Source organism: Streptomyces sp. NPDC091376 (assembly GCF_044757085.1).
GTDB lineage: Bacteria > Actinomycetota > Actinomycetes > Streptomycetales > Streptomycetaceae > Streptomyces > Streptomyces pratisoli.
The window spans coordinates 187,488-206,429 of the sequence record NZ_JBIVUF010000013.1 but is presented as its reverse complement, the minus strand read 5'-3'; the positions used below and the strand labels follow the sequence as shown (position 1 = coordinate 206,429).

At 73.1% G+C, this 18,942-nt stretch carries 14 protein-coding genes; 4 read left to right on the top strand and 10 right to left on the bottom strand.

Features of this window, described 5'->3' with window-relative positions:
- Window positions 1-97: 97 nt before the first annotated feature.
- The 5 genes from ACIQMR_RS26685 to ACIQMR_RS26665 all read right to left on the bottom strand — a co-directional run bounded on the left by ACIQMR_RS26685 (window position 98) and on the right by ACIQMR_RS26665 (window position 6,912).
- Window positions 98-1,249 (bottom strand): XdhC family protein, encoded by a 1,152-nt coding sequence (locus ACIQMR_RS26685; RefSeq protein ID WP_401392135.1) that lies wholly within the window; start codon window positions 1,247-1,249, stop codon window positions 98-100.
- Between the two features lie 46 nt (window positions 1,250-1,295).
- Window positions 1,296-2,759 (bottom strand): NCS2 family permease, encoded by a 1,464-nt coding sequence (locus ACIQMR_RS26680; protein ID WP_401392132.1) that lies wholly within the window; start codon window positions 2,757-2,759, stop codon window positions 1,296-1,298.
- Between the two features lie 255 nt (window positions 2,760-3,014).
- Complete coding sequence (locus ACIQMR_RS26675) at window positions 3,015-5,423, bottom strand: xanthine dehydrogenase family protein molybdopterin-binding subunit (protein WP_401392129.1); 2,409 nt, start codon at window positions 5,421-5,423, stop codon at window positions 3,015-3,017.
- A gap of 5 nt (window positions 5,424-5,428) precedes the next feature.
- A complete protein-coding gene (locus tag ACIQMR_RS26670; protein WP_401392126.1) occupies window positions 5,429-6,019 on the bottom strand; it encodes a (2Fe-2S)-binding protein in 591 nt (196 codons plus the stop codon).
- 2 nt (window positions 6,020-6,021) lie between these two features.
- The gene (locus tag ACIQMR_RS26665; protein ID WP_358665998.1) at window positions 6,022-6,912 is read right to left on the bottom strand and encodes an FAD binding domain-containing protein; all 891 of its coding nucleotides are present in this window, start codon (window positions 6,910-6,912) and stop codon (window positions 6,022-6,024) included.
- A gap of 285 nt (window positions 6,913-7,197) precedes the next feature.
- Between ACIQMR_RS26665 and ACIQMR_RS26660 the strand changes: the two genes are divergently transcribed.
- Together ACIQMR_RS26660 and ACIQMR_RS26655 are read left to right on the top strand one after the other, a co-directional pair.
- A complete protein-coding gene (locus ACIQMR_RS26660) occupies window positions 7,198-8,916 on the top strand; it encodes a PucR family transcriptional regulator (RefSeq protein WP_401392123.1) in 1,719 nt (572 codons plus the stop codon).
- A gap of 226 nt (window positions 8,917-9,142) precedes the next feature.
- Complete coding sequence (locus tag ACIQMR_RS26655; RefSeq protein WP_401392120.1) at window positions 9,143-9,907, top strand: hypothetical protein; 765 nt, start codon at window positions 9,143-9,145, stop codon at window positions 9,905-9,907.
- Between the two features lie 472 nt (window positions 9,908-10,379).
- Here ACIQMR_RS26655 and ACIQMR_RS26650 read toward each other — a convergent pair whose 3' ends face one another.
- A complete protein-coding gene (locus ACIQMR_RS26650) occupies window positions 10,380-11,750 on the bottom strand; it encodes a WD40 repeat domain-containing protein (RefSeq protein WP_401392117.1) in 1,371 nt (456 codons plus the stop codon).
- Between the two features lie 10 nt (window positions 11,751-11,760).
- Window positions 11,761-12,597 (bottom strand): GntR family transcriptional regulator, encoded by an 837-nt coding sequence (locus ACIQMR_RS26645; RefSeq protein ID WP_401392114.1) that lies wholly within the window; start codon window positions 12,595-12,597, stop codon window positions 11,761-11,763.
- A 149-nt stretch (window positions 12,598-12,746) separates the two neighbouring features.
- Between ACIQMR_RS26645 and ACIQMR_RS26640 the strand changes: the two genes are divergently transcribed.
- Both ACIQMR_RS26640 and ACIQMR_RS26635 read left to right on the top strand, forming a co-directional pair.
- Complete coding sequence (locus ACIQMR_RS26640; RefSeq protein WP_401392111.1) at window positions 12,747-13,616, top strand: (2Fe-2S)-binding protein; 870 nt, start codon at window positions 12,747-12,749, stop codon at window positions 13,614-13,616.
- A 245-nt stretch (window positions 13,617-13,861) separates the two neighbouring features.
- Window positions 13,862-14,941 carry a DUF2637 domain-containing protein gene (locus ACIQMR_RS26635; RefSeq protein ID WP_401392108.1) on the top strand — a complete coding sequence of 360 codons (1,080 nt, stop codon included), beginning with the start codon at window positions 13,862-13,864 and terminating at the stop codon, window positions 14,939-14,941.
- A 121-nt stretch (window positions 14,942-15,062) separates the two neighbouring features.
- Here the strand turns inward: ACIQMR_RS26635 and ACIQMR_RS26630 are convergent, their stop codons facing one another.
- The 3 genes from ACIQMR_RS26630 to ACIQMR_RS26620 form a co-directional block, all read right to left on the bottom strand.
- Window positions 15,063-15,476, bottom strand: coding sequence for an ATP-binding protein (locus tag ACIQMR_RS26630; RefSeq protein WP_401392105.1), 414 nt, complete (start codon window positions 15,474-15,476; stop codon window positions 15,063-15,065).
- A gap of 121 nt (window positions 15,477-15,597) precedes the next feature.
- Complete coding sequence (locus ACIQMR_RS26625) at window positions 15,598-17,340, bottom strand: pyruvate dehydrogenase (protein WP_401392102.1); 1,743 nt, start codon at window positions 17,338-17,340, stop codon at window positions 15,598-15,600.
- Window positions 17,341-17,381: 41 nt separating this feature from the next.
- Window positions 17,382-18,926, bottom strand: coding sequence for a protein phosphatase 2C domain-containing protein (locus tag ACIQMR_RS26620; protein ID WP_401392099.1), 1,545 nt, complete (start codon window positions 18,924-18,926; stop codon window positions 17,382-17,384).
- Window positions 18,927-18,942 lie beyond the last annotated feature (16 nt).

Here is an 18,942-nt window from a genome sequence, read left to right as displayed (position 1 = left end):
CGATTTTAACTTTCGCGCCCTTTGCCCGCCCGGTGTCGCCCGCGCGGTCCCGCCCGCCCGGTGCCTCCCGCCCGGTGTTTCCCGCGCGGGGCCGGGGTCAGGCGACGGACCCGATGATCTGCGCCGGTACGCGCGGCTCGTCGTGGTGGATCGGCGTGTGGGCGCCGGTCAGCGAGACCCCGCTGCCGCCTCGCCGGCCGGCGACGATCTCGGCCGCGATCGACAGCGCCGTCTCCTCGGGGGTCCGGGCGCCCAGGTCGAGTCCGATCGGCGAGCGCAGCCGGGCGAGTTCCCGTTCGGTGACGCCCGCCTCGCGCAGCCGTGCGTTGCGGTCCTCGTGGGTGCGCCGGGAGCCCATGGCCCCGACGTAGGCGACGGGCAGCCGCAGTGCCCGTTCGAGCAGGGGGATGTCGAACTTGGCGTCGTGGGTGAGGACGCACAGCACCGTACGGCCGTCGACGTCGGTCGACTCCAGGTAGCGGTGCGGCCATTCGACGACGATCTCGTCCGCGTCGGGAAAGCGGAGCCGGGTCGCGAAGACGGGGCGGGCGTCGCACACGGTCACGTGGTAGCCGAGGAACTTCCCGACGCGGACCAGTGCGGACGCGAAGTCGATCGCCCCGAAGACGATCATGCGGGGGGCGGGGACGCTGGACTCGACGAGCAGGGTCAGGGGCCGCCCGCAGCGCGAGCCGTCCGCGCCGATGAGGACGGTGCCGGTACGGCCGGCGTCGAGCATCGCGCGGGCCTCGCCCGCGGCCGTGCGGTCCAGTTCCGGGTGGCCGCCGAGGGTTCCTTCGTACGAGCCGTCGGCACGGACGAGCAGGGCGCGGCCCAGCACGTCGGCCGGCCCGTCGGTGATCCTCGCGACCGCCGCCGCCTCCCCTTGGGCAGCGGCGGTGAGCGCGGCGGCGAGAACGTCCCTCGCGGGAGAGTCCGCGCGGACCGGGGTGACGAGGATGTCGATGATCCCGCCGCAGGTCAGGCCCACGGCGAAGGCGTCCTCGTCGCTGTAGCCGAAGCGTTCGAGCACGGTCTCGCCGTCCTCGATCGCCTGCCGGCACAGGTCGTAGACCGCGCCCTCCACGCATCCGCCGGAGACCGAGCCGATCGCCGTGCCGTCGCTGTCGACGGCGAGCGCGGCTCCCGGCAGGCGGGGCGCGCTGCCGCCGACGGCCACCACGGTGGCCACGGCGAAGTCACGGCCCTGTCCGACCCACCGGTGCAGCTCGTCGGCGATGTCCAGCATGTCGGTCTCCTCCGGGGATCGGGGATGCGTGGAGGGCTCGGCGGAGTCAGTGGACTCCCAGCCAGCCTTCTATCGGGTTGAGTGCGAAGAACACGATGAAGATCGCGGTCAGCGCCCACATGAAGCCGCCCACTTCCCGGGACTTGCCCTGGGCCGCCTTGATGGCGACGTACGCGATCACACCGGCCGCCACGCCCGGGGTGATGCTGTACGTGAACGGCATCAGCACGACGGTGAGGAAGACCGGGACGGCGACCGCACGGTCGCCCCAGTCCACGTGCTTGGCGTTCTGCATCATCATCGCGCCGATGACGACCAGGGCCGCGGAGGCGACCTGGGGCGGCACGATCGCGGTGAGCGGCGTGAAGAAGAGGCAGGCCGCGAAGAACAGTCCGGTGACGACCGAGGCGAGCCCGGTCCTCGCGCCCTCGCCGACGCCGGTGGCCGACTCGACGAACACGGTCTGGCCCGAGCCGCCCGCGACACCGCCGATCGCACCGCCGGCCCCGTCGATGAACAGCGCCTTGGACAGGCCGGGCATCCGGCCGCGCTCGTCGGCGAGCTTGGCCTCGGTGCCGACACCGATGATGGTGGCCATGGCGTCGAAGAAGCCGGCCAGGACGAGCGTGAAGACGATGAAGCCGACGGTCATCGCGCCGACGTCGCCCCAGCCGCCGAACTCGACGTGCCCGAAGAGCGAGAAGTCGGGCATGGAGACCGCGCCGCCGCCGAGCTCCGGCGGGGCCATGTTCCAGGCCTTGGCGTCGAGTCCGGCCACGTTGTGCACGACGACCGCGACGACCGTGCCCACGACGATGCCGATCAGGATCGCCCCGGGTACGGCGCGGGCCTGCAGCATGAAGATCAGCAGCAGGGTGAGGCAGAAGATCAGTACGGGCCAGCCGGCCAGCTCGCCGCCGGCGCCGAGGGTCACGGGCGGTCCGAACTCGGAGCCCTTGCCGACGAAGCCCGCCTTGACCAGGCCGATCAGGGCGATGAAGAGGCCGATGCCCATCGTGATGCCGTGCTTGAGCGGCAGCGGGATCGCGTTCATGATCAGCTCACGCAGTCCGGTGACCACCAGGAGGCAGATCACCAGGCCGTAGACCACGCACATGGCCATGGCCTGCGGCCAGGTCATCTGCGGGACGACCTGCGAGGCGAGCACACCGGAGACGCTCAGTCCGGCCGCGAGGGCGAGCGGGACCTTGCCGAAGAAGCCCATCAGCAGGGTGCTCGCGGCGGCCGCGAAGGCGGTCGCGGTGATGAGTCCCGGTTGGCTCAGGACGTTGCCGGCAACGTCCTTGCCGTTGAGGATCAGCGGGTTGAGCAGGAGGATGTACGCCATCGCCATGAAGGTGGTGATGCCGCCGCGCACTTCCCGCGCGACCGTCGATCCTCGTTCGGATATGTGAAAGTACCGGTCGAGCCAGGACCGTCCGGCGGGAACGCGCGAGCCGGGGCCCGCGTCCTCCGCGGTGGTCCTCGGCTCCACTGACGACTGGGTCATGATGCCTACTCCCAAGGTTCACAGGGGCACCCGCACCGGACGTGAATACTGCGCCGGGCCGCGGGATTTGGGATTCTTCGTTGGCTGCACGACCCGGGGGACGGCCCGAGACGAACGGGTCTGCAGAGCGGGGAACCCACGGGGTTCGTCACTGCAGTTCTTCCGGTGTTGCTGTGCGGGATCCTCGGGGGCTCTCGCCTCCCGGGACCCCCGGCCCGGGGGCCGGGGGGACAGGATCCCCCCGGCCGCGGGAGGCTAGGTGCCGGTGAGGTGTTCGGGGCGTACCGGCGTCCTGTCGAGCTCCAGACCCGTCGCGTTCCGGATCGCCGCGAGGACGGCCGGGGTGGACGACAGGGTCGGGGCCTCGCCGATGCCACGCAGCCCGTACGGGGCGTGGTCGTCGGCGAGTTCGAGCACATCGACCGGGATGGTCGGGGTGTCGAGGATCGTGGGGATCAGATAGTCCGTGAAGGACGGGTTGCGCACCTTCGCGGTCTTCGGGTCGACGATGATCTCCTCCATGACCGCCACACCCAGGCCCTGGGTGGTGCCGCCCTGGATCTGGCCGACGACGGACAGCGGGTTGAGCGCCTTGCCGACGTCCTGGGCGCAGGCCAGCTCGACGACCTTCACCAGGCCGAGTTCGGTGTCCACCTCGACGACCGCGCGGTGCGCGGCGAACGAGTACTGGACGTGGCCGTTGCCCTGGCCGGTGCGCAGGTCGAAGGCCTCGGTCGGACGGTGCCGCCACTCGGCCTCGACCTCGACCGCCTCGTCCTCCAGCACGTCCACCAGGTCGCAGAGCACCTCGCCGCCGTCGGTGACGACCTTGCCGCCTTCGAGCAGCAGCTCGGCGGTGGCCCAGGCGGGGTGGTACGAGCCGAACTTCCGGCGGCCGATCTCCAGGACCTTCTCGCGGACCAGCTCGCAGGAGTTCTTCACCGCGCCGCCGGTGACGTAGGTCTGGCGGGAGGCGGAGGTGGAGCCGGCGGAGCCGACCTGGGTGTCGGCGGGGTGGATGGTCACCTGGGTCACGCCGAGTTCGGTGCGGGCGATCTGGGCGTGCACGGTGACACCGCCCTGGCCGACCTCCGCCATCGCGGTGTGCACGGTCGCGACCGGCTCTCCGCCCACGACCTCCATGCGCACCCTGGCGGTGGAGTAGTCGTCGAAGCCCTCGGAGAAGCCGACGTTCTTGATGCCGACCGCGTAGCCGACGCCGCGGACGACGCCCTCGCCGTGCGTGGTGTTGGACAGACCGCCGGGCAGGGCGCGTACGTCCGCCGCGCCGCCGGCGACCTCCCACTGGCGCTCCGGGGGCAGCGGGCGGGACTTGACGCGGCGCAGCAGTTCGGCGACGGGGGCCGGTGAGTCGACCGGCTGGCCGGTCGGCATGATCGTGCCCTGCTCCATGGCGTTCAGCTGCCGGAACTCGACCGGGTCGATGCCGAGCTTCGCGGCCAGCTTGTCCATCTGCGCCTCGTAGGCGAAGCACGCCTGGACCGCGCCGAAGCCGCGCATCGCGCCGCAGGGCGGGTTGTTGGTGTAGAGCGCGATCGCCTCGATGTCGACGTCGTCGACGACGTACGGGCCGACGGAGAGCGACGAGGCGTTGCCGACGACCGCCGGGGACGCCGACGCGTAGGCGCCGCCGTCCAGGACGATCCGGCACGTCATGTGCGTGAGCTTGCCGTCCTTGGTGGCGCCGTGCTCGTAGTGGAGCTTCGCCGGGTGGCGGTGGACGTGCCCGAAGAAGGACTCGAACCGGTTGTAGACGATCTTGACCGGCTTGCCGGTGCGCAGCGCCAGCAGACAGGCGTGGATCTGCATCGACAGGTCCTCCCGGCCGCCGAAGGCACCGCCGACGCCGGAGAGCGTCATGCGGATCTTCTCCTCGGGCAGGCCGAGGACGGGGGCGATCTGGCGGAGGTCGGAGTGCAGCCACTGGGTGGCGACGTACAGGTCGACGCCGCCGTCCTCGGCGGGCACGGCGAGGCCGGACTCCGGGCCGAGGAACGCCTGGTCCTGCATGCCGAAGGTGTACTCGCCCTCGACGATGACGTCGGCGCGCTCGCGGGCCCTCGCCACGTCGCCGCGCACGATCGGCTGCCGGTGCACGATGTTGGGGTGCGGGACATGGCCGATGTGGTGGTCGTCGCGGCCCTCGTGGACCAGGATCGCGCCGGGCGCGGTGGCCGAGGCCTCGTCGGTGATGACGGGCAGCTCGACGTAGTCGATCTTGATCTTGGCGGCGGCGCGGCGGGCCGTCTCGGGGTGGTCGGCGGCGACGAGGGCCACCGGCTCGCCGTGGTGGCGGACCTTCCCGTGCGCGAGGACCGGCGTGTCCTGGATCTCCAGGCCGTAGTTCTTCATCTCCGTCGGCAGGTCGTCGTAGGTGAGGACCGCGTGGACGCCGGGCATGGCCAGGGCCTCGGAGATGTCGATCGACCTGATCTCGGCGTGCGCGACGGTGGAGCGGAGCGTCTGGCCCCACAGCATGTCCTCGTGCCACATGTCCGAGGAGTACGCGAACTCGCCGGTGACCTTGAGGGTGCCGTCGGGGCGGAGCGTGGACTCGCCGATGCCGCCCTTGGTCTGCGACCCCTGGGTGACCTTGGTGGGCGTGCCCGCGGGAGTGGTGGTGACTCGTGGATGGAGCGCCATGGTGGTCAGACCGCCTCTTCCTGACGGGCGGCCGCGAGGCGGACCGCGTCGAGGATCTTCTCGTAACCGGTGCAGCGGCAGAGGTTGCCTGACAGCGCCTCGCGGATGTCCGCGTCGGACGGGGAGGCGTTGTGCTCCAGCAGCTCGTCGGCGGCGACCAGCAGACCCGGGGTGCAGAAGCCGCACTGCACGGCGCCGGCGTCGATGAACGCCTGCTGGATCGGGGAGAGTTCGGCGCCCTCGCCGGTCTGCGAGTCGGTGCCCTTGGCGGACCACTGCCGGGCCTCCTGGAGCGGGGTGCCGCAGGCGCCCGTGGCGCATCCGCCGTGACCGTGCTCGGCGCGCTGCCTGGCGAAGTCCGCCAGGCCCTCGACGGTGACGACCTCGCGGCCCTCGACCTGACCGGCGGCCACCAGGCACGAACACACCGGCACGCCGTCGAGACGGACCGTGCAGGAGCCGCACTCGCCCTGCTCGCAGGCGTTCTTGGAGCCGGGCAGGCCCAGGCGCTCGCGGAGCACGTACAGGAGGCTCTCGCCCTCCCAGACGTCGTCGGCCTCCTGCTGACGGCCGTTGACCGTGAAGTTGACTCGCATGATCAGGCAGCTCCTTCAAGCGTGCGGCCGGTGCCGCGGTACTGCTCCCAGGTCCAGCCGAGGGTGCGGCGGGCCATGATGCCGACCGCGTGACGGCGGTACCTGGCGGTGCCTCGGACGTCGTCGATCGGGTTGCAGGCGGCGGAGGCGAGATCCGCGAACTGCTTGGCGATCGAGGGGGTGATGATCTTGCCGCTGTCCCAGAAGCCGCCCTCCTCCAGCGCGGCGTTCAGGAACTCCTCGGCCGCCTTGGCGCGCACCGGGGTGGGCGCGGCCGAGCCGATGCCGGTCTTCACCGTGCGGGTCTCGGGGTGCAGGGCGATACCGAAGGCGCACACCGCGATCACCATCGCGTTGCGGGTACCGACCTTCGAGTACTGCTGGGGGCCGTCGGCCTTCTTGATGTGGATGGTCTTGATCAGCTCGTCCGGGGCGAGCGCGTTGCGCTTCACTCCGGTGTAGAACTCGTCGATCGGGATGAAGCGTGCGCCTCGTACCGACTCCACCTCGACCTCGGCGCCGGCGGCCAGCAGGGCCGGGTGGGCGTCACCGGCGGGGGACGCGGTGCCGAGGTTGCCGCCGACGCCGCCGCGGTTGCGGATCTGCGGGGAGGCGACGGTGTGCGAGGCGAGGGCCAGGCCGGGCAGCTCCGTGCGCAGGTTCTCCATGATCCGGGTGTACGGGACGGAGGCGCCCAGGCGGACGTTCTCCTCGCCGACTTCCCATTCGCTCAGCTCGGTGATCCGGTTCAGGTCCAGGAGGTACTCGGGCCGACGGTGGTCGAAGTTGATCTCGACCATGATGTCGGTGCCACCCGCGATGGGCACAGCGGTGGGGTGCTCTGCCTTGGCGGCGAGCGCCTCCTCCCAGCCGGCGGGGCGAAGGAAGTCCATGAGTGGCTCTCTTCTACGTGATTCGGTCGTTCACTGGGGCCCGGGGACGGCCGGCCCTGGCGGGGATGTTCATGTCCTGTTAACGCGGTGTGGCCCAAGTACACAAGCACCGCCCCGCCCGGTGCAGTCACCGAAAACATGAAGGAGTTGGCTGGTCGCCATCCTTGTCTTGTAGATTCGAACGAAAGGCGGGGGTCGGCAACCCCTTCTTGTTCCTCCGGAAACCAACGGCACATCCCTCAGCACAGTCCAACGGCAACAACGAGACAGATCGGCGGCGACGAGATGCGGCTGCGCGCACTGCTGGAGACCGACGCGCTGGGACTGCGGCTGCTCGGCGGCGACGACGAGCTGGACCGCACCGTCCGTGGCGTGATGACGACCGATCTACGCGACCCGAGCCGCTATCTCTCGGGCGGGGAACTCGTTCTCACCGGGCTCGCCTGGCGGCACAGCGCCGATGACTCCGAGCCTTTTGTCCGTATTCTCGCAAGCGCGGGGGTCGCCGGGCTCGCGGCCGGCGAGGCGGAGCTCGGGGACGTCCCCGAGGACCTGGTGAAGGCGTGCGTACAGCACCGGCTGCCGCTGTTCGCGGTCAACGAGGACGTTGCGTTCGCGACCATCACCGAGCATGTGGTGCGTCAGGTGTCCGGCGAGCGGGCCGGGGACCTGGCCGCCGTCGTCGACCGGCACCGCCGGCTGATGACCTCAGGGCCGGCAGGCGGCGGGCCCGAGGTCGTTCTCGACCTCCTGGGCTCCGACCTGGACCTTCGCGCCTGGGTCCTGTCCCCCACCGGCCGGCAGATCGCGGGCGCCGGCGAGCCGCTGCCGGACGGTGTCAGCGCCGCACTGGCCGCCGAGCATCTGGCCGCGAGCCGTACCGGACGGCGCGGACCGCATCGCGCCACGGTGGAGGCCGCACCCGGTGTCACGTATTCGCTGTTCCCGATCCGGAACACCGGCCGTGGCGCGGCGCCGGCGTCCCGTGACGTCCGGGAGACCGTGCTGTCGGACTGGCTGCTGGCCGTGGAGGCGGACGCCTCCGACTGGCCCGCGGCCCGGCTCGATCTGCTGCAGGGCGTCACCCAGCTGATCGCGGTCGAGCGGGACCGGCGGGAAGCGGCCCGCACGGTACGGCGCCGGCTCGCCCAGGAGGTGCTGGAGCTCGTCTCGGCGGGCGCGCCGCCGGCGGAGATCGCCGCCCGGCTCAGGGTCGCCGCGCCGGTGCTCGTGCCGGGCCTCGGCACGGCGCCGCACTGGCAGGTCGTCGTGGCGCGCGTCGAGTGGGAGCAGGAGGGCGGCACGGCCCCGGTCGAGGCCGGCCCCGTCACCCAGTCGCTGCTGGAGGAGATCCTGGTCGACCCGGCGTCGGCGGGCTCGGAATCCGCCGACCGCATCGCCGTGGCGCACACCGGGGACGAGGCGATCGCCCTGGTGCCGCTGCCCGCGGTCACCGTCACCGCCGACGCGGAGCTGCTCGACGGCCCGCCCGACGACACCGCCGACACCGGACTGCACGCGGACGCCCTGCTCGCCGCCGTGCGCGGCCCGCTGTCCGCGGGGCTCGACGGCGACGGCCGGCTCACCGTCGGCGTCAGCGCCGCCGTCCACTCGGCGGAGGGCCTGCGCGGCGCGCTGGAGGAGGCACGGCACGCGCGCCGGGTCGCCGCGGCCCGCCCCGGCCGGGTCTGCGCGGCCGGCCACCACGAGCTCGCGTCGCACGTCCTGCTGCTGCCGTTCGTCCCCGACGACGTCCGCCGGGCCTTCACGGCACGGCTCCTGGACCCGCTGCGCGACTACGACCGCCGCCACCGTGCCGAGTTGATCCCGACGCTCGAGGCGTTCCTGGACTGCGACGGCTCGTGGACCCGCTGCGCCACCCGGCTCCATCTGCATGTGAACACGCTGCGGTACCGGGTTGGCCGGATCGAGCAGCTGACGGGCCGGGACCTGTCGCGGCTGGAGGACAAGCTGGACTTCTTCCTGGCCCTGAGGATGAGCTGAGCCGAACACCCGTCAAACGGCGTACACACTTTCACCCGAACGGAAGGGAAATGACCGGCGGGCCCGGATCGCGCCGGAATCCCACCGGCGTACGCCCGCCAAACCCCCGGCGATTGTGAATTGATTCACCAGAACCCTTGGCCCGGCAGGCGGATCCGTGCTGAGATTCCGTCTGACTCAACAGCACAATGGCGCGCTCGGGGAGGGCAATGTGGCGCATACCGCCATGTCTGGTACCGGAACCACTGCAGGTGACGATCCCCTCCAGACCGCGGTATGGCGGCTGCGCTCGCGTGGCTGTTGGACCGATGCGGCAGCCCTGCTCGCCCCTCACTCCACGTCCCCCGCGCTCACCCTGCAGCGCGCGACGCTCCTCGTCGAACGCTGCCTGTTCACCGGCAAGGGCTGGGCGGACGCGGAGGACGCCCTGCGCGCGGCGGAGGCGGTGGCGGGTGACGACGACGAGCGTGGTGCGGCCGCGTGTGAGCGCGGTCAACTCGCGTACGCCTCCACCGTGCTGAGCGTCCGTGACCGGGCCGACGAGGCCCGCGCCGCTCTCGGCCGGGCGGCGGCGCTGCTCGCCCCGGCCGCGCCCGGCCGGCCCCTCCTCGACTTCCGCCGCGGCCTGATCGCCGAGCATCTCGCCGACTCCCCGCAGGCCGCCCGCGCCGCCTACCGCCGCGCCCACGCCGGCGCCATCGCGCACGGCGACACCCTGCTGCTGTCGTTCACCTGGCGCCACCTCGCCGCTCTCGCCCTGCGCGACGGCGAACTCGCCGAAGCCCGGCACGGGTTCACCGAATCGCTCCGCATCCGCGAGGACCTCGGCTATCTGATCGGTACGGCCCCGGCCCTGGCCGCACTCGCCGACACCGAACCGGAGCCCGAGGCGGGCCGTCTGCGCGCCGAGGCGACCCGCCTCTTCCGGCTTCTGGGCGGCGTACCGACCTGGCTGGCGGAGCAGTTGGCACCACCGGCCCCGGCGGCCTGACGGGGCCGCCTCCGCCGACGCGTTCGCCCCGGACGGCCGCGGGAGTGCGGGGGTGCGGGGTGACGGGGGTGCTCAGCGCGACGACGCCGACTCCCGCCGCCGCTCTCGCGATACGGCGGATCACGCGCCGGGAGCGAGCAGTTGGGCGCCGGGCGGCACAGGGGCCGTGCCTGACGCGCGTCGACGGCGAGGACGGGGCGCGGCCGAGGGGCCGGTACGGAAGCACGGGATGTCCCGCCGCGGCCGGTGGTTCCCGCCGGTCTCGCGAGACGGCCGACCAAGCGCCGGGAGGCGAGCGGCCGGGCTCGCCCGGGCGTCACGGGTCACGAGTCACGGGTCACGGGTCACGGGCAACGGGTCACGGGTCACGGGTCACGGGTCACGGGTCACGGGTCACGGGTCACGGGTCACGGGTCACGGGTCACGGGCAACGAGTCACGGGTCACATGTCACGGGGAGTGTGATGCCGGGATCAGCGTGTGGACAGCGGAGTGGTCGTGGGGCGGGCCGTCAGGCGGATCAGGGTCTCGTCCGTGCCGATGACCACCGAGCGGTCCCCCGGGATCGCCACGGCGCGGACGGGTGGGCCCGGGCGGAAGGGCAGCGCCTCGTCCGTGCCGAGGCGGCGGAGTTCCACCAGTCCGTCGGCCCACGCGACCGCCAGCTCCCGTCCCCGGCCCGCGAGGGCGGTGACGGGGCAGTCCCGCTCCGCGAGCGGGGCGTTCTCCGGCGGACCGCCCGGGGTCCAGAGGCGGACCGTGCCGTCCACGCCGCCGCTGCAGACCAACGGCGCGGGGCCGTCGGCCACCGCCAGGGCGGTGACGCGGCCGCGGTGGGCGGCGGCCTGGTGCACGCCGTCGTAGCCGAAGGCGTGCAGCGATCCGTGCCGGTCGCCGACCAGGACGAGACGGTCGGTGGCGGCCAGCGCCGTGCCCGGGTGCTTGCGCAGCGTGGCGGCGACCGCCTCGGTCAGGGCCGTGTCGCCGTGCGTGTGCAGGCGTCCCCGCTCGTCCAGCATCACCAGCGTCCCGTCGGGCAGCGGCGCGAGCGCCGTGATACGGACGGGCATGGCGGCGGTGCCCGGCGCGGGCGTGGCGTCGGCCGGACGCAGGGAACGGATCGTGCGGCGCTGGTCGGCGACGAGCAGATGGTCCGACCAGCGACCGGTGCCCTGGGCCAGCGCGGCCACGGGTCCGGGCCAGGCAGGGGCGACATCGCCCCGCACCCGGGTCCAGTCGACCTGCCACGGGGCGTCGGTGGCCAGGGCGTTCAGAGCGGGCCGCAGCCGTGGGTCCGCGTCGTCGCCGAGGGCGGTGAGCAGGACCAGGGCGCGCTCGGCCGCCGACTGGTCGCGGATCAGGGACTGTCCGGCCCGGAACCAGGCCGTGCGCAGACCACCGTGGCCGGACGGCCCGTCCGGGTCGTCCGCCGCGTGCTCGTACGCGGCCGTCACCCGGGAGGGATCGGCGGCGCACACCGCGCCGGGGTCGGCCAGGTCCACAGGCCGGGCGTCGACCGGCTCGGCGTCGACCGGCTCGGCGTCGACCGGCCGCGGGTCATCCGGCGCCGGGTCATCCGTCCCGGTGGCGCCGGGCGCGCCGTCGCGTCCTGTGACGAGCCGGATGTGGCCCAGATCCCGTAGCGCGTGGACGAGTTCGGTGATCGCCGCGGGATCGTGGGCGGCGTCCAGGTCGGGCAGCACGACCACGCTCGGGCGGGCGAGCGCCGTCAGGGCGCCGACCAGCTCGCCCGGGTTCCGCGCCACCACACCGAGCCGGTTGGCCAGGGTCCACACCGCGCCCCGCACGCTCTGGCCCGTGAGCGGGACGACCGCGTCCGGCAACGGCCCGGCCTCAGCGGTCCGCGCCGGTGAAGTGCTCCCGTACGAGGGAGTTCACCACGGCCAGGTCCTGCGCCATGAGCGCCTCCAGGAGCGCGGAGTGTTCGGCGGCGTCCGCCAGCAGGTCCGCGCGGCGCGTGGCCGGGGCACTCATCAGGGGCCACTGGGAGCGGCGGTGGAGGTCGTCGGCCACGGCGAGGAGCTGGTCGTTGCCCGCGAGCGAGAGGACCGCGCGGTGGAAGGCGCGGTCCGACTCCGCGTAGCCGGCGCGGTCGCCGGTGGCCGCGGCGGCCGCGGTCGCCTCGGCCAGCGGGACCAGTTCGGCCCAGTGGGCGGCCGGAACGGTCCGGGCGAGGCGGAGCATCACCGGGACCTCGATGAGGGCACGGACCTCGGCGAGTTCGGCGAGTTCCCGGGCACTGCGCACGATGACGCGGAAGCCGCGGTTCGGCATGGTCTCCACCGCGCCTTCGAGGGCGAGCTGCTGCATCGCCTCCCGCACGGGGGTGGCGGAGACGCCGAACCGTTCACCGAGGGCAGGGCCGGAGTAGACCTCGCCGGGCCGCAGCTCGCCGCTGACGAGGGCCGCGCGCAGGGCGTCCAGTATCTGGCCGCGTACGGAGTGGCGGCGGACGACGGCTCCGGGGGCGGGCGGCTCGCTGTGGGTGTGCTCGCCCCGGGCCTGCGCGCCGGGCGGCTGCTCCTCACGCACCCGGGCGGCCGGCAGCTGCTCGTCGCGCGTCTGCCCCGGGATCGCGGCGGGAGCCGTCTGCGCCCGGGTCTGCCCGGGGACGCGGGCGGACGCGTACGGCTGTGCCGCGGCGGGGCCGCGTGCTCTGCCCTGCTCCACTCGGGTCCTCCTCCGGCCGTGTACGGGACCCGGCTCGCTCGGTACGGGTCCTGCGTGCACGATAGGCGGACAAGGACACAGTTCAAACACGGATCGCATCGGGTAAGGTAAGGCTAACCTGCTAACGATCGCGATTCGGTGGTCCCCGCATGACGGTCCCCGCTGTCCTCACCAGCTCGCGGCCTGCCCTTCCGCCCGCCGCCGGCACCACGCCCGTCACGGACGCGTACGAGCGTCTGTCGACGGCGTTTCCGGGTCTGCACGTCCAGGAGCTGGCGGACGGCGAGCAGGTGCCGCGCGGCGGCGGCTGGGTCGCGGCGGCCGATCTCGCGGCCGGCGGCCCCGCCCTGGACGCGTTCCTGGCGTGGGACAACGCGCAGGTGCTCCGGGACTACGGGCAGCAGGCCCGGCCGGACGTCGTCGCCAGCTTCGGCCTCCACCGGTACGCGTGGCCGGCGTGCCTGCTGATCACGGTGCCGTGGTTCCTGGCCCGCCGGGTCCCCCGGGTCCCCGTCGAGGACGTCGCCGTCCAGCGGGCCCTCGGCCGGATGACGGTCCGCGTCCGCTCCTTCGCCTGCCTTCCCGGCGACCCTGCCGCACAGCTGCCCGGCGCCCGGGTCGTCCCGGACGAGGAAGCGCTGCGCGCCGAGGTGCGCGACGCCCTCGCCGAGCACCTCGGACCGGTGCTCGACGGCTTCGGCCCGCGGATGCGGCGCGGCCGGCGCGCCCTGTGGGGCATGGCCACGGACGAGATCGTCGAGGGCCTCTGGTACATCGCGGACCAGCTCGGCGAGGAGCGGCGCGCGATGACGGAACTGGCGGCGCTGCTGCCCGGCACCACCAAGCCCTACGTCGGCACGGCCGGGTTCCGCGAGCTGACCGGTCCCGCCGGGGAGGCGCTGCCCACCCGCGACCGGGCCAGCTGCTGCCTCTTCTACACCCTGCGGCCCGAGGACACCTGCGGCACCTGTCCTCGTACGTGCGACGCCGACCGCGTCCGACGGCTCATCGCCACATAGGCACCGCGGGCGCGCGGGACCTACGGAGCCCGTTGGCGGCACGCCGCTCGTCCCGGTGACGCGATCGATGACGTAATCGAACTCAAATCCCGCTCCCTGCAGACGCGTTCGAGTGAAACGCCCCTATTCGTAGGCGCTGGAGCGCCCTTGGGGTCCTCTTGCCGGGAAAGCCCCTGTGCGCAACGGGACTTCGGCCAGGATGGCGCGCGAACCGTCCACCGCGATGCAGATGCAAGGGACAGCGCATGAGACTGACCGACATATCGCTCGACTGGCTGCTTCCGGGCGGCGTGATGCTCGCGGGGGTCGTGGCGGCGGTGGCGGTGCTCGCGCGCGGCAGGCGCGCCGCCGGTGGCGGCGGTTCCGTGGCCGAGGACTCCTGGGAGCGCAGCGAGGAACGGCGCAGGCGCAAAGAGGCCGTCTACGGCACCGCGTCCTACCTCCTCCTCTTCTGCTGTGCCGCGGTCGCCGCGGCGCTCTCCTTCCACGGGCTGGTCGGCTTCGGCCGGCAGAACCTGAACCTCTCCGGCGGCTGGGAGTACCTGGTCCCGTTCGGCCTGGACGGCGCCGCCATGTTCTGTTCGGTGCTCGCGGTGCGCGAGGCCAGCCACGGCGACGCCGCACTGGGCTCTCGCATACTGGTCTGGATGTTCGCCGGCGCGGCCGCCTGGTTCAACTGGGTCCACGCGCCCCGCGGTCTCGGCCACGACGGCGCCCCCCACTTCTTCGCCGGCATGTCGCTGTCGGCGGCCGTGCTCTTCGACCGCGCCCTGAAGCAGACCCGCCGGGCCGCGCTGCGCGAACAGGGCCTGGTGCCCCGTCCGCTGCCGCAGATCCGGGTCGTACGGTGGCTGCGCGCACCCCGCGAGACGTTCGGCGCCTGGTCGCTGATGCTGCTCGAAGGCGTACGCACGCTGGACGAGGCGGTCGAGGAGGTCCGCGAGGACCGGCGGGAGAAGGAGCAGGACCGGGTGCGCAGGCGCGACCACGAGAAGCTGGAGCGCGCCCGTATCCGGGCCATCAGCCGGCAGCACCGGGCCTGGGGGCTCGGTCGCGGCGGACGCCAGGTGGAGGTCACCACCGTGAGCGGGCCCGTGGCGGGCTCCGCCGCGGCCGTGGAGACCGCCGCCGAGCCCGCCACGGCGGATCCCGGCCGGCTGCCGTCGCGCGCCCGCCCCTCCCTTCAGGCCGTGAACAACCTCCAGACCGTGAAGGGCACCGAGCCGGTCAGCGTCGACCTCACCGCCGAGGACGACACCCAGGCACTGCCACGCCTCGACTCACTGGAGCAGAAGCTCAAGCACCTGGAGCAGCAGTTCGGCTGACGCCCGAGCGGCGTTCCCAGCCGGCGTTCCCGGCCGACGCACGACCCGCGCACGACGGGCGCACGACCGACGTTCCGCCACGGCGGGCGGACGGGCCCCACGGGGACAGGGTCCCTGAGGGTCAGGTCCGCCCGCCGTGCAGTTCGAACCACACCACCTTGCCGAGTCCGAGCGCACGCACTCCCCACGCGTCCGCGAGGCTCTGGACCAGGATCAGTCCCCTGCCGTGTGTGCTCTCGTCGGGCGCGGCCGCCGCGGGCGGCTCGACCTCGCCGGTCGTGAAGTCCCGTACCTCCACCCGGAGTCCGGCCGGTGCGACCGTGGCCGTCACGACCGCGCCCTCGCCCGTGTGGACCAGGGCGTTGGTCACCAGCTCACTGGTCAGCAGCTCCGCCACCTCGGCAGAGCCCGGTTCGCCCCAGTGCCCGAGCAAGGCCCGCAGGGCGCTGCGCACTTCCGGTACCGCCCTGAGGTCCGCGCGCCGCACGCTGCGCCGCAACTGCGCGGCCCCGGACCCCTCCTGACGCCTCGTCATCATCCCCCACCGCACGTCGGAACGGTCCTTTCCGTCTCGTCGTCCCGCACCTGCTCGCACAGGTGCTCCCGAAATGCATGCCCCGCCCCCGTGCCGCCAACGCCTGCCGGTGCACACTGAGTCACAGGCGCGGTACGTTCCGCAGGTTCGAGCGGGCCATCTGGACCATCCGGCCGACGCCGCCGTCCAGCACGATCTTGCTGGCGGAGAGCGCGAAGCCGGTCACCATCTCGGCCCTGATCCTCGGCGGGATGGACAGCGCGTTCGGGTCGGTGACCACGTCGACGAGCGCCGGGCCCTTGTGCGCGAAGGCGTCCTTGAGGGCGCCGGCGAGCTGCTTGGGCTTCTCCACGCGCACGCCGTAGGCGCCCGCGGCCCGGGCGATCGCGGAGAAGTCCGGGTTGTGGTTCGTGGTCCCGTGCGGCGGCAGACCCGCGACCAGCATCTCCAGCTCCACCATGCTCAGGGAGGAGTTGTTGAAGAGCACGACCTTCACCGGCAGGTCGTACTGCACCAGGGTGAGGAAGTCCCCCATCAGCATGGCGAATCCGCCGTCGCCCGACATCGAGACGACCTGGCGGTCACGGGCGGTGAACTGCGCGCCGATGGCCTGGGGCAGGGCGTTGGCCATCGAGCCGTGGCTGAAGGAGCCGATGATGCGGCGCCGCCCGTTCGGGGTGATGTAGCGGGCCGCCCACACGTTGCACATGCCGGTGTCGACGGTGAACACGGCATCGTCGTCGGCGAGTTCGTCGAGGACGGAGGCGACGTACTCCGGATGGATGGGGGTGTGCTTCTCGACCCTGCGGGTGTAGGCCTTGATCACGCCTTCCAGCGCCTCGGCGTGCTTCTTCAGCATCCTGTCGAGGAAGCGCCGGTCGTTCTTGAGCCGCACCCTCGGGGTGAGGCAGCGCAGCGTCTCGCGCACATCGCCCCAGACGGCGAGGTCCAGCTTGGAGCGCCGGCCGAGGTTCTCCGGCCGGACGTCGACCTGCGCGATCCTGACGTCGTCGGGAAGGAAGGCGTTGTACGGGAAGTCCGTGCCGAGCAGGATCAGCAGATCGCACTCATGGGTGGCCTCGTACGCGGCGCCGTAGCCGAGCAGTCCGCTCATGCCGACGTCGTAGGGGTTGTCGTACTGGATCCACTCCTTGCCGCGGAGCGCATGGCCGACGGGTGACTTGACGCGCTCCGCGAACTGCATGACCTCGTGGTGCGCGCCGGCGGTCCCGCTGCCGCAGAAGAGCGTGACGCGCTCCGCCTCGTCGATCATCCGGGCCAGGGCGTCGATCTCCGTGTCGCCGGGGCGGACCGTGGGGCGACTGGTCACGAGGGCGTGCTCGATGGACTTCTCCGGGGCCGGCCGGGAGGCGATGTCACCGGGGAGCGCGACGACGCTGACGCCGCTGCGGCCGATGGCCTGCTGGACGGCGGTCTGCAGCAGCCGCGGCATCTGCTGCGGGTTGGAGATCAGCTCGCTGTAGTGGCTGCACTCACGGAACAGCTGGTCGGGGTGGGTCTCCTGGAAGTAGCCGAGCCCGATCTCGGACGACGGGATGTGGGAGGCCAGGGCGAGGACCGGGGCCATGGAGCGGTGGGCGTCGTAGAGGCCGTTGATGAGGTGCAGATTGCCGGGCCCGCAGGAGCCTGCGCAGCCGGCGAGCCGGCCCGAGATCTGCGCCTCGGCACCGGCCGCGAAGGCCGCGGTCTCCTCGTGGCGGACCTGGATCCACTCGATGGCGTCGTTGCGGCGGATGGCGTCGACGACGGGGTTGAGGCTGTCGCCGACGACTCCGTACAGCCGCTGCACGCCCGCGCGTACGAGGATGTCGACGAACTGCTCTGCGACGTTCTGCTTGGCCATGGATCCATCTATCCACGGTCCGGCCGATCACGCCTGCGGGGTTACGCCTCCCAGACGGCGCAGGCCGTGCGGTCGTCGGCGTACCCCTTGACGCGGAGCTGGGTGTCGGCGAGATACGCGGCGAGACCGGGCGGCTCGGCGCCGGCCCAGCGCTGCGCGAGTTCGCCGGCGAGCGCGGGTTCGCCGCGCAGCGGCTCGGCGAGGCCGGTGCTGCACAGCAGGAGGGTGTCGCCCGGGCGGGCCACGGAGGCGCGGAAGCGGAAGGGCTCGGCGGGTGGCGGGACGGGCGGGTCGATGTGCGGTGCGGGGGCCGTGGTGATGCCGAGGTCCATCGTGAGCCGGTCGCCGCCGGGGGTCTCGGGGGGCGGGGAGCCGTAGCCGACGACGGGCTCGCCGGCGGCGGAGTCCGGGACGCGCGGCTCGATGTCCTGCCAGCCGCCGTCGCGGAGCCGGAAGAGCCCACCGGCGCCGACGCCGAAGAACACGCGGGTGCGGCAGGCCGGGTCGGCGGACAGCAGCAGGCAGCGCAGGTTCGCCGTGTACGTCTCGGGCGACAGGCCCAGTTCGGTGGCGCGGGCGCGGAGCTTGCCGAAGGAGCGGTCGGTGAGCCGGTGCAGCCCGGACTTGAGGTCGCCGCGGCGACCGCCCCTGATGTCGTCGGCGAGCCGCGCGTGGCTGCGGCCGACGGCGCCGGCGATCCAGCGGCAGGCGTCTGCCGCGGCGAGGTGGGCGCTCTCGGTGGCCCGCGCACCGGTGGCCACGGCCACCATCACCAGCGCGCCCTCGCCGGCGCCGAACCGTGCCGTGAGCAGCGCGTCGCGGCGGTGCTCGCCCCGGTAGCGCGCCGAGTCACCGCGCACGGACGCGGCCCGCAGCGTGAACGTGCCGTACCGCGCCCCATCCAGCACGGTGTCCGCGACGAGTTCCTCGAGCTCCTGCGGCCGTGCGACGGGCAGTGCGGTGGGCTCGGCGTCGTACGTCGGCGGCCGGTCCCCGACGTACCCGGGCCGGGGCCGGGGCACGCTCACGCCCTGCTGGGGACGTCCCGCTGCCGGTCCGGCAGGCTTCGGCTCCGCACCGGGCACGGCCGGCCGCCCGGCACCCGCGCCACCGGGCTCCGGACCCGTGAGCCGCGGCCGCCCACCGGCACCGGCACCAGCACCAGCACCAGCACCAGCACCAGCACCAGCACTGGCACCGGCCGCAGGCGGCGCACCCGCCCCCGCCGCCGGGGGGCCCGCTTCTGGGATCGGGTGGGCAGCGTGCGGGGTGGTGCTCGGCGTCGCCTCGGCGGGACCTCCTCCCGCGGGCGGGGCGCCGTCCGGTGGTGGCGGGGCGCCGGGCGCGGCGGCGGAGCTCGGCGCGCGTTCCCACGGGGCGCCGCCCTGCTGCGGGGACGGGTCCCACCAGGCGCGGGGGCCCTGGTCCGGTGGCGGTGGGGCGCCCACGGTGTCCGTCGCGGAGTCGAAGCGGTCGTCGAGTGTGTCGCCCGCCGCGGAGGCGGGGCCGGTGTCCGGGGCGGACTCGTCGTACAGCCGGTGCCACCAGTCGTCGCCGGCGGCGGGCTTCTCCCCCTGCTGACTCATGCCCGTATTTTCCACC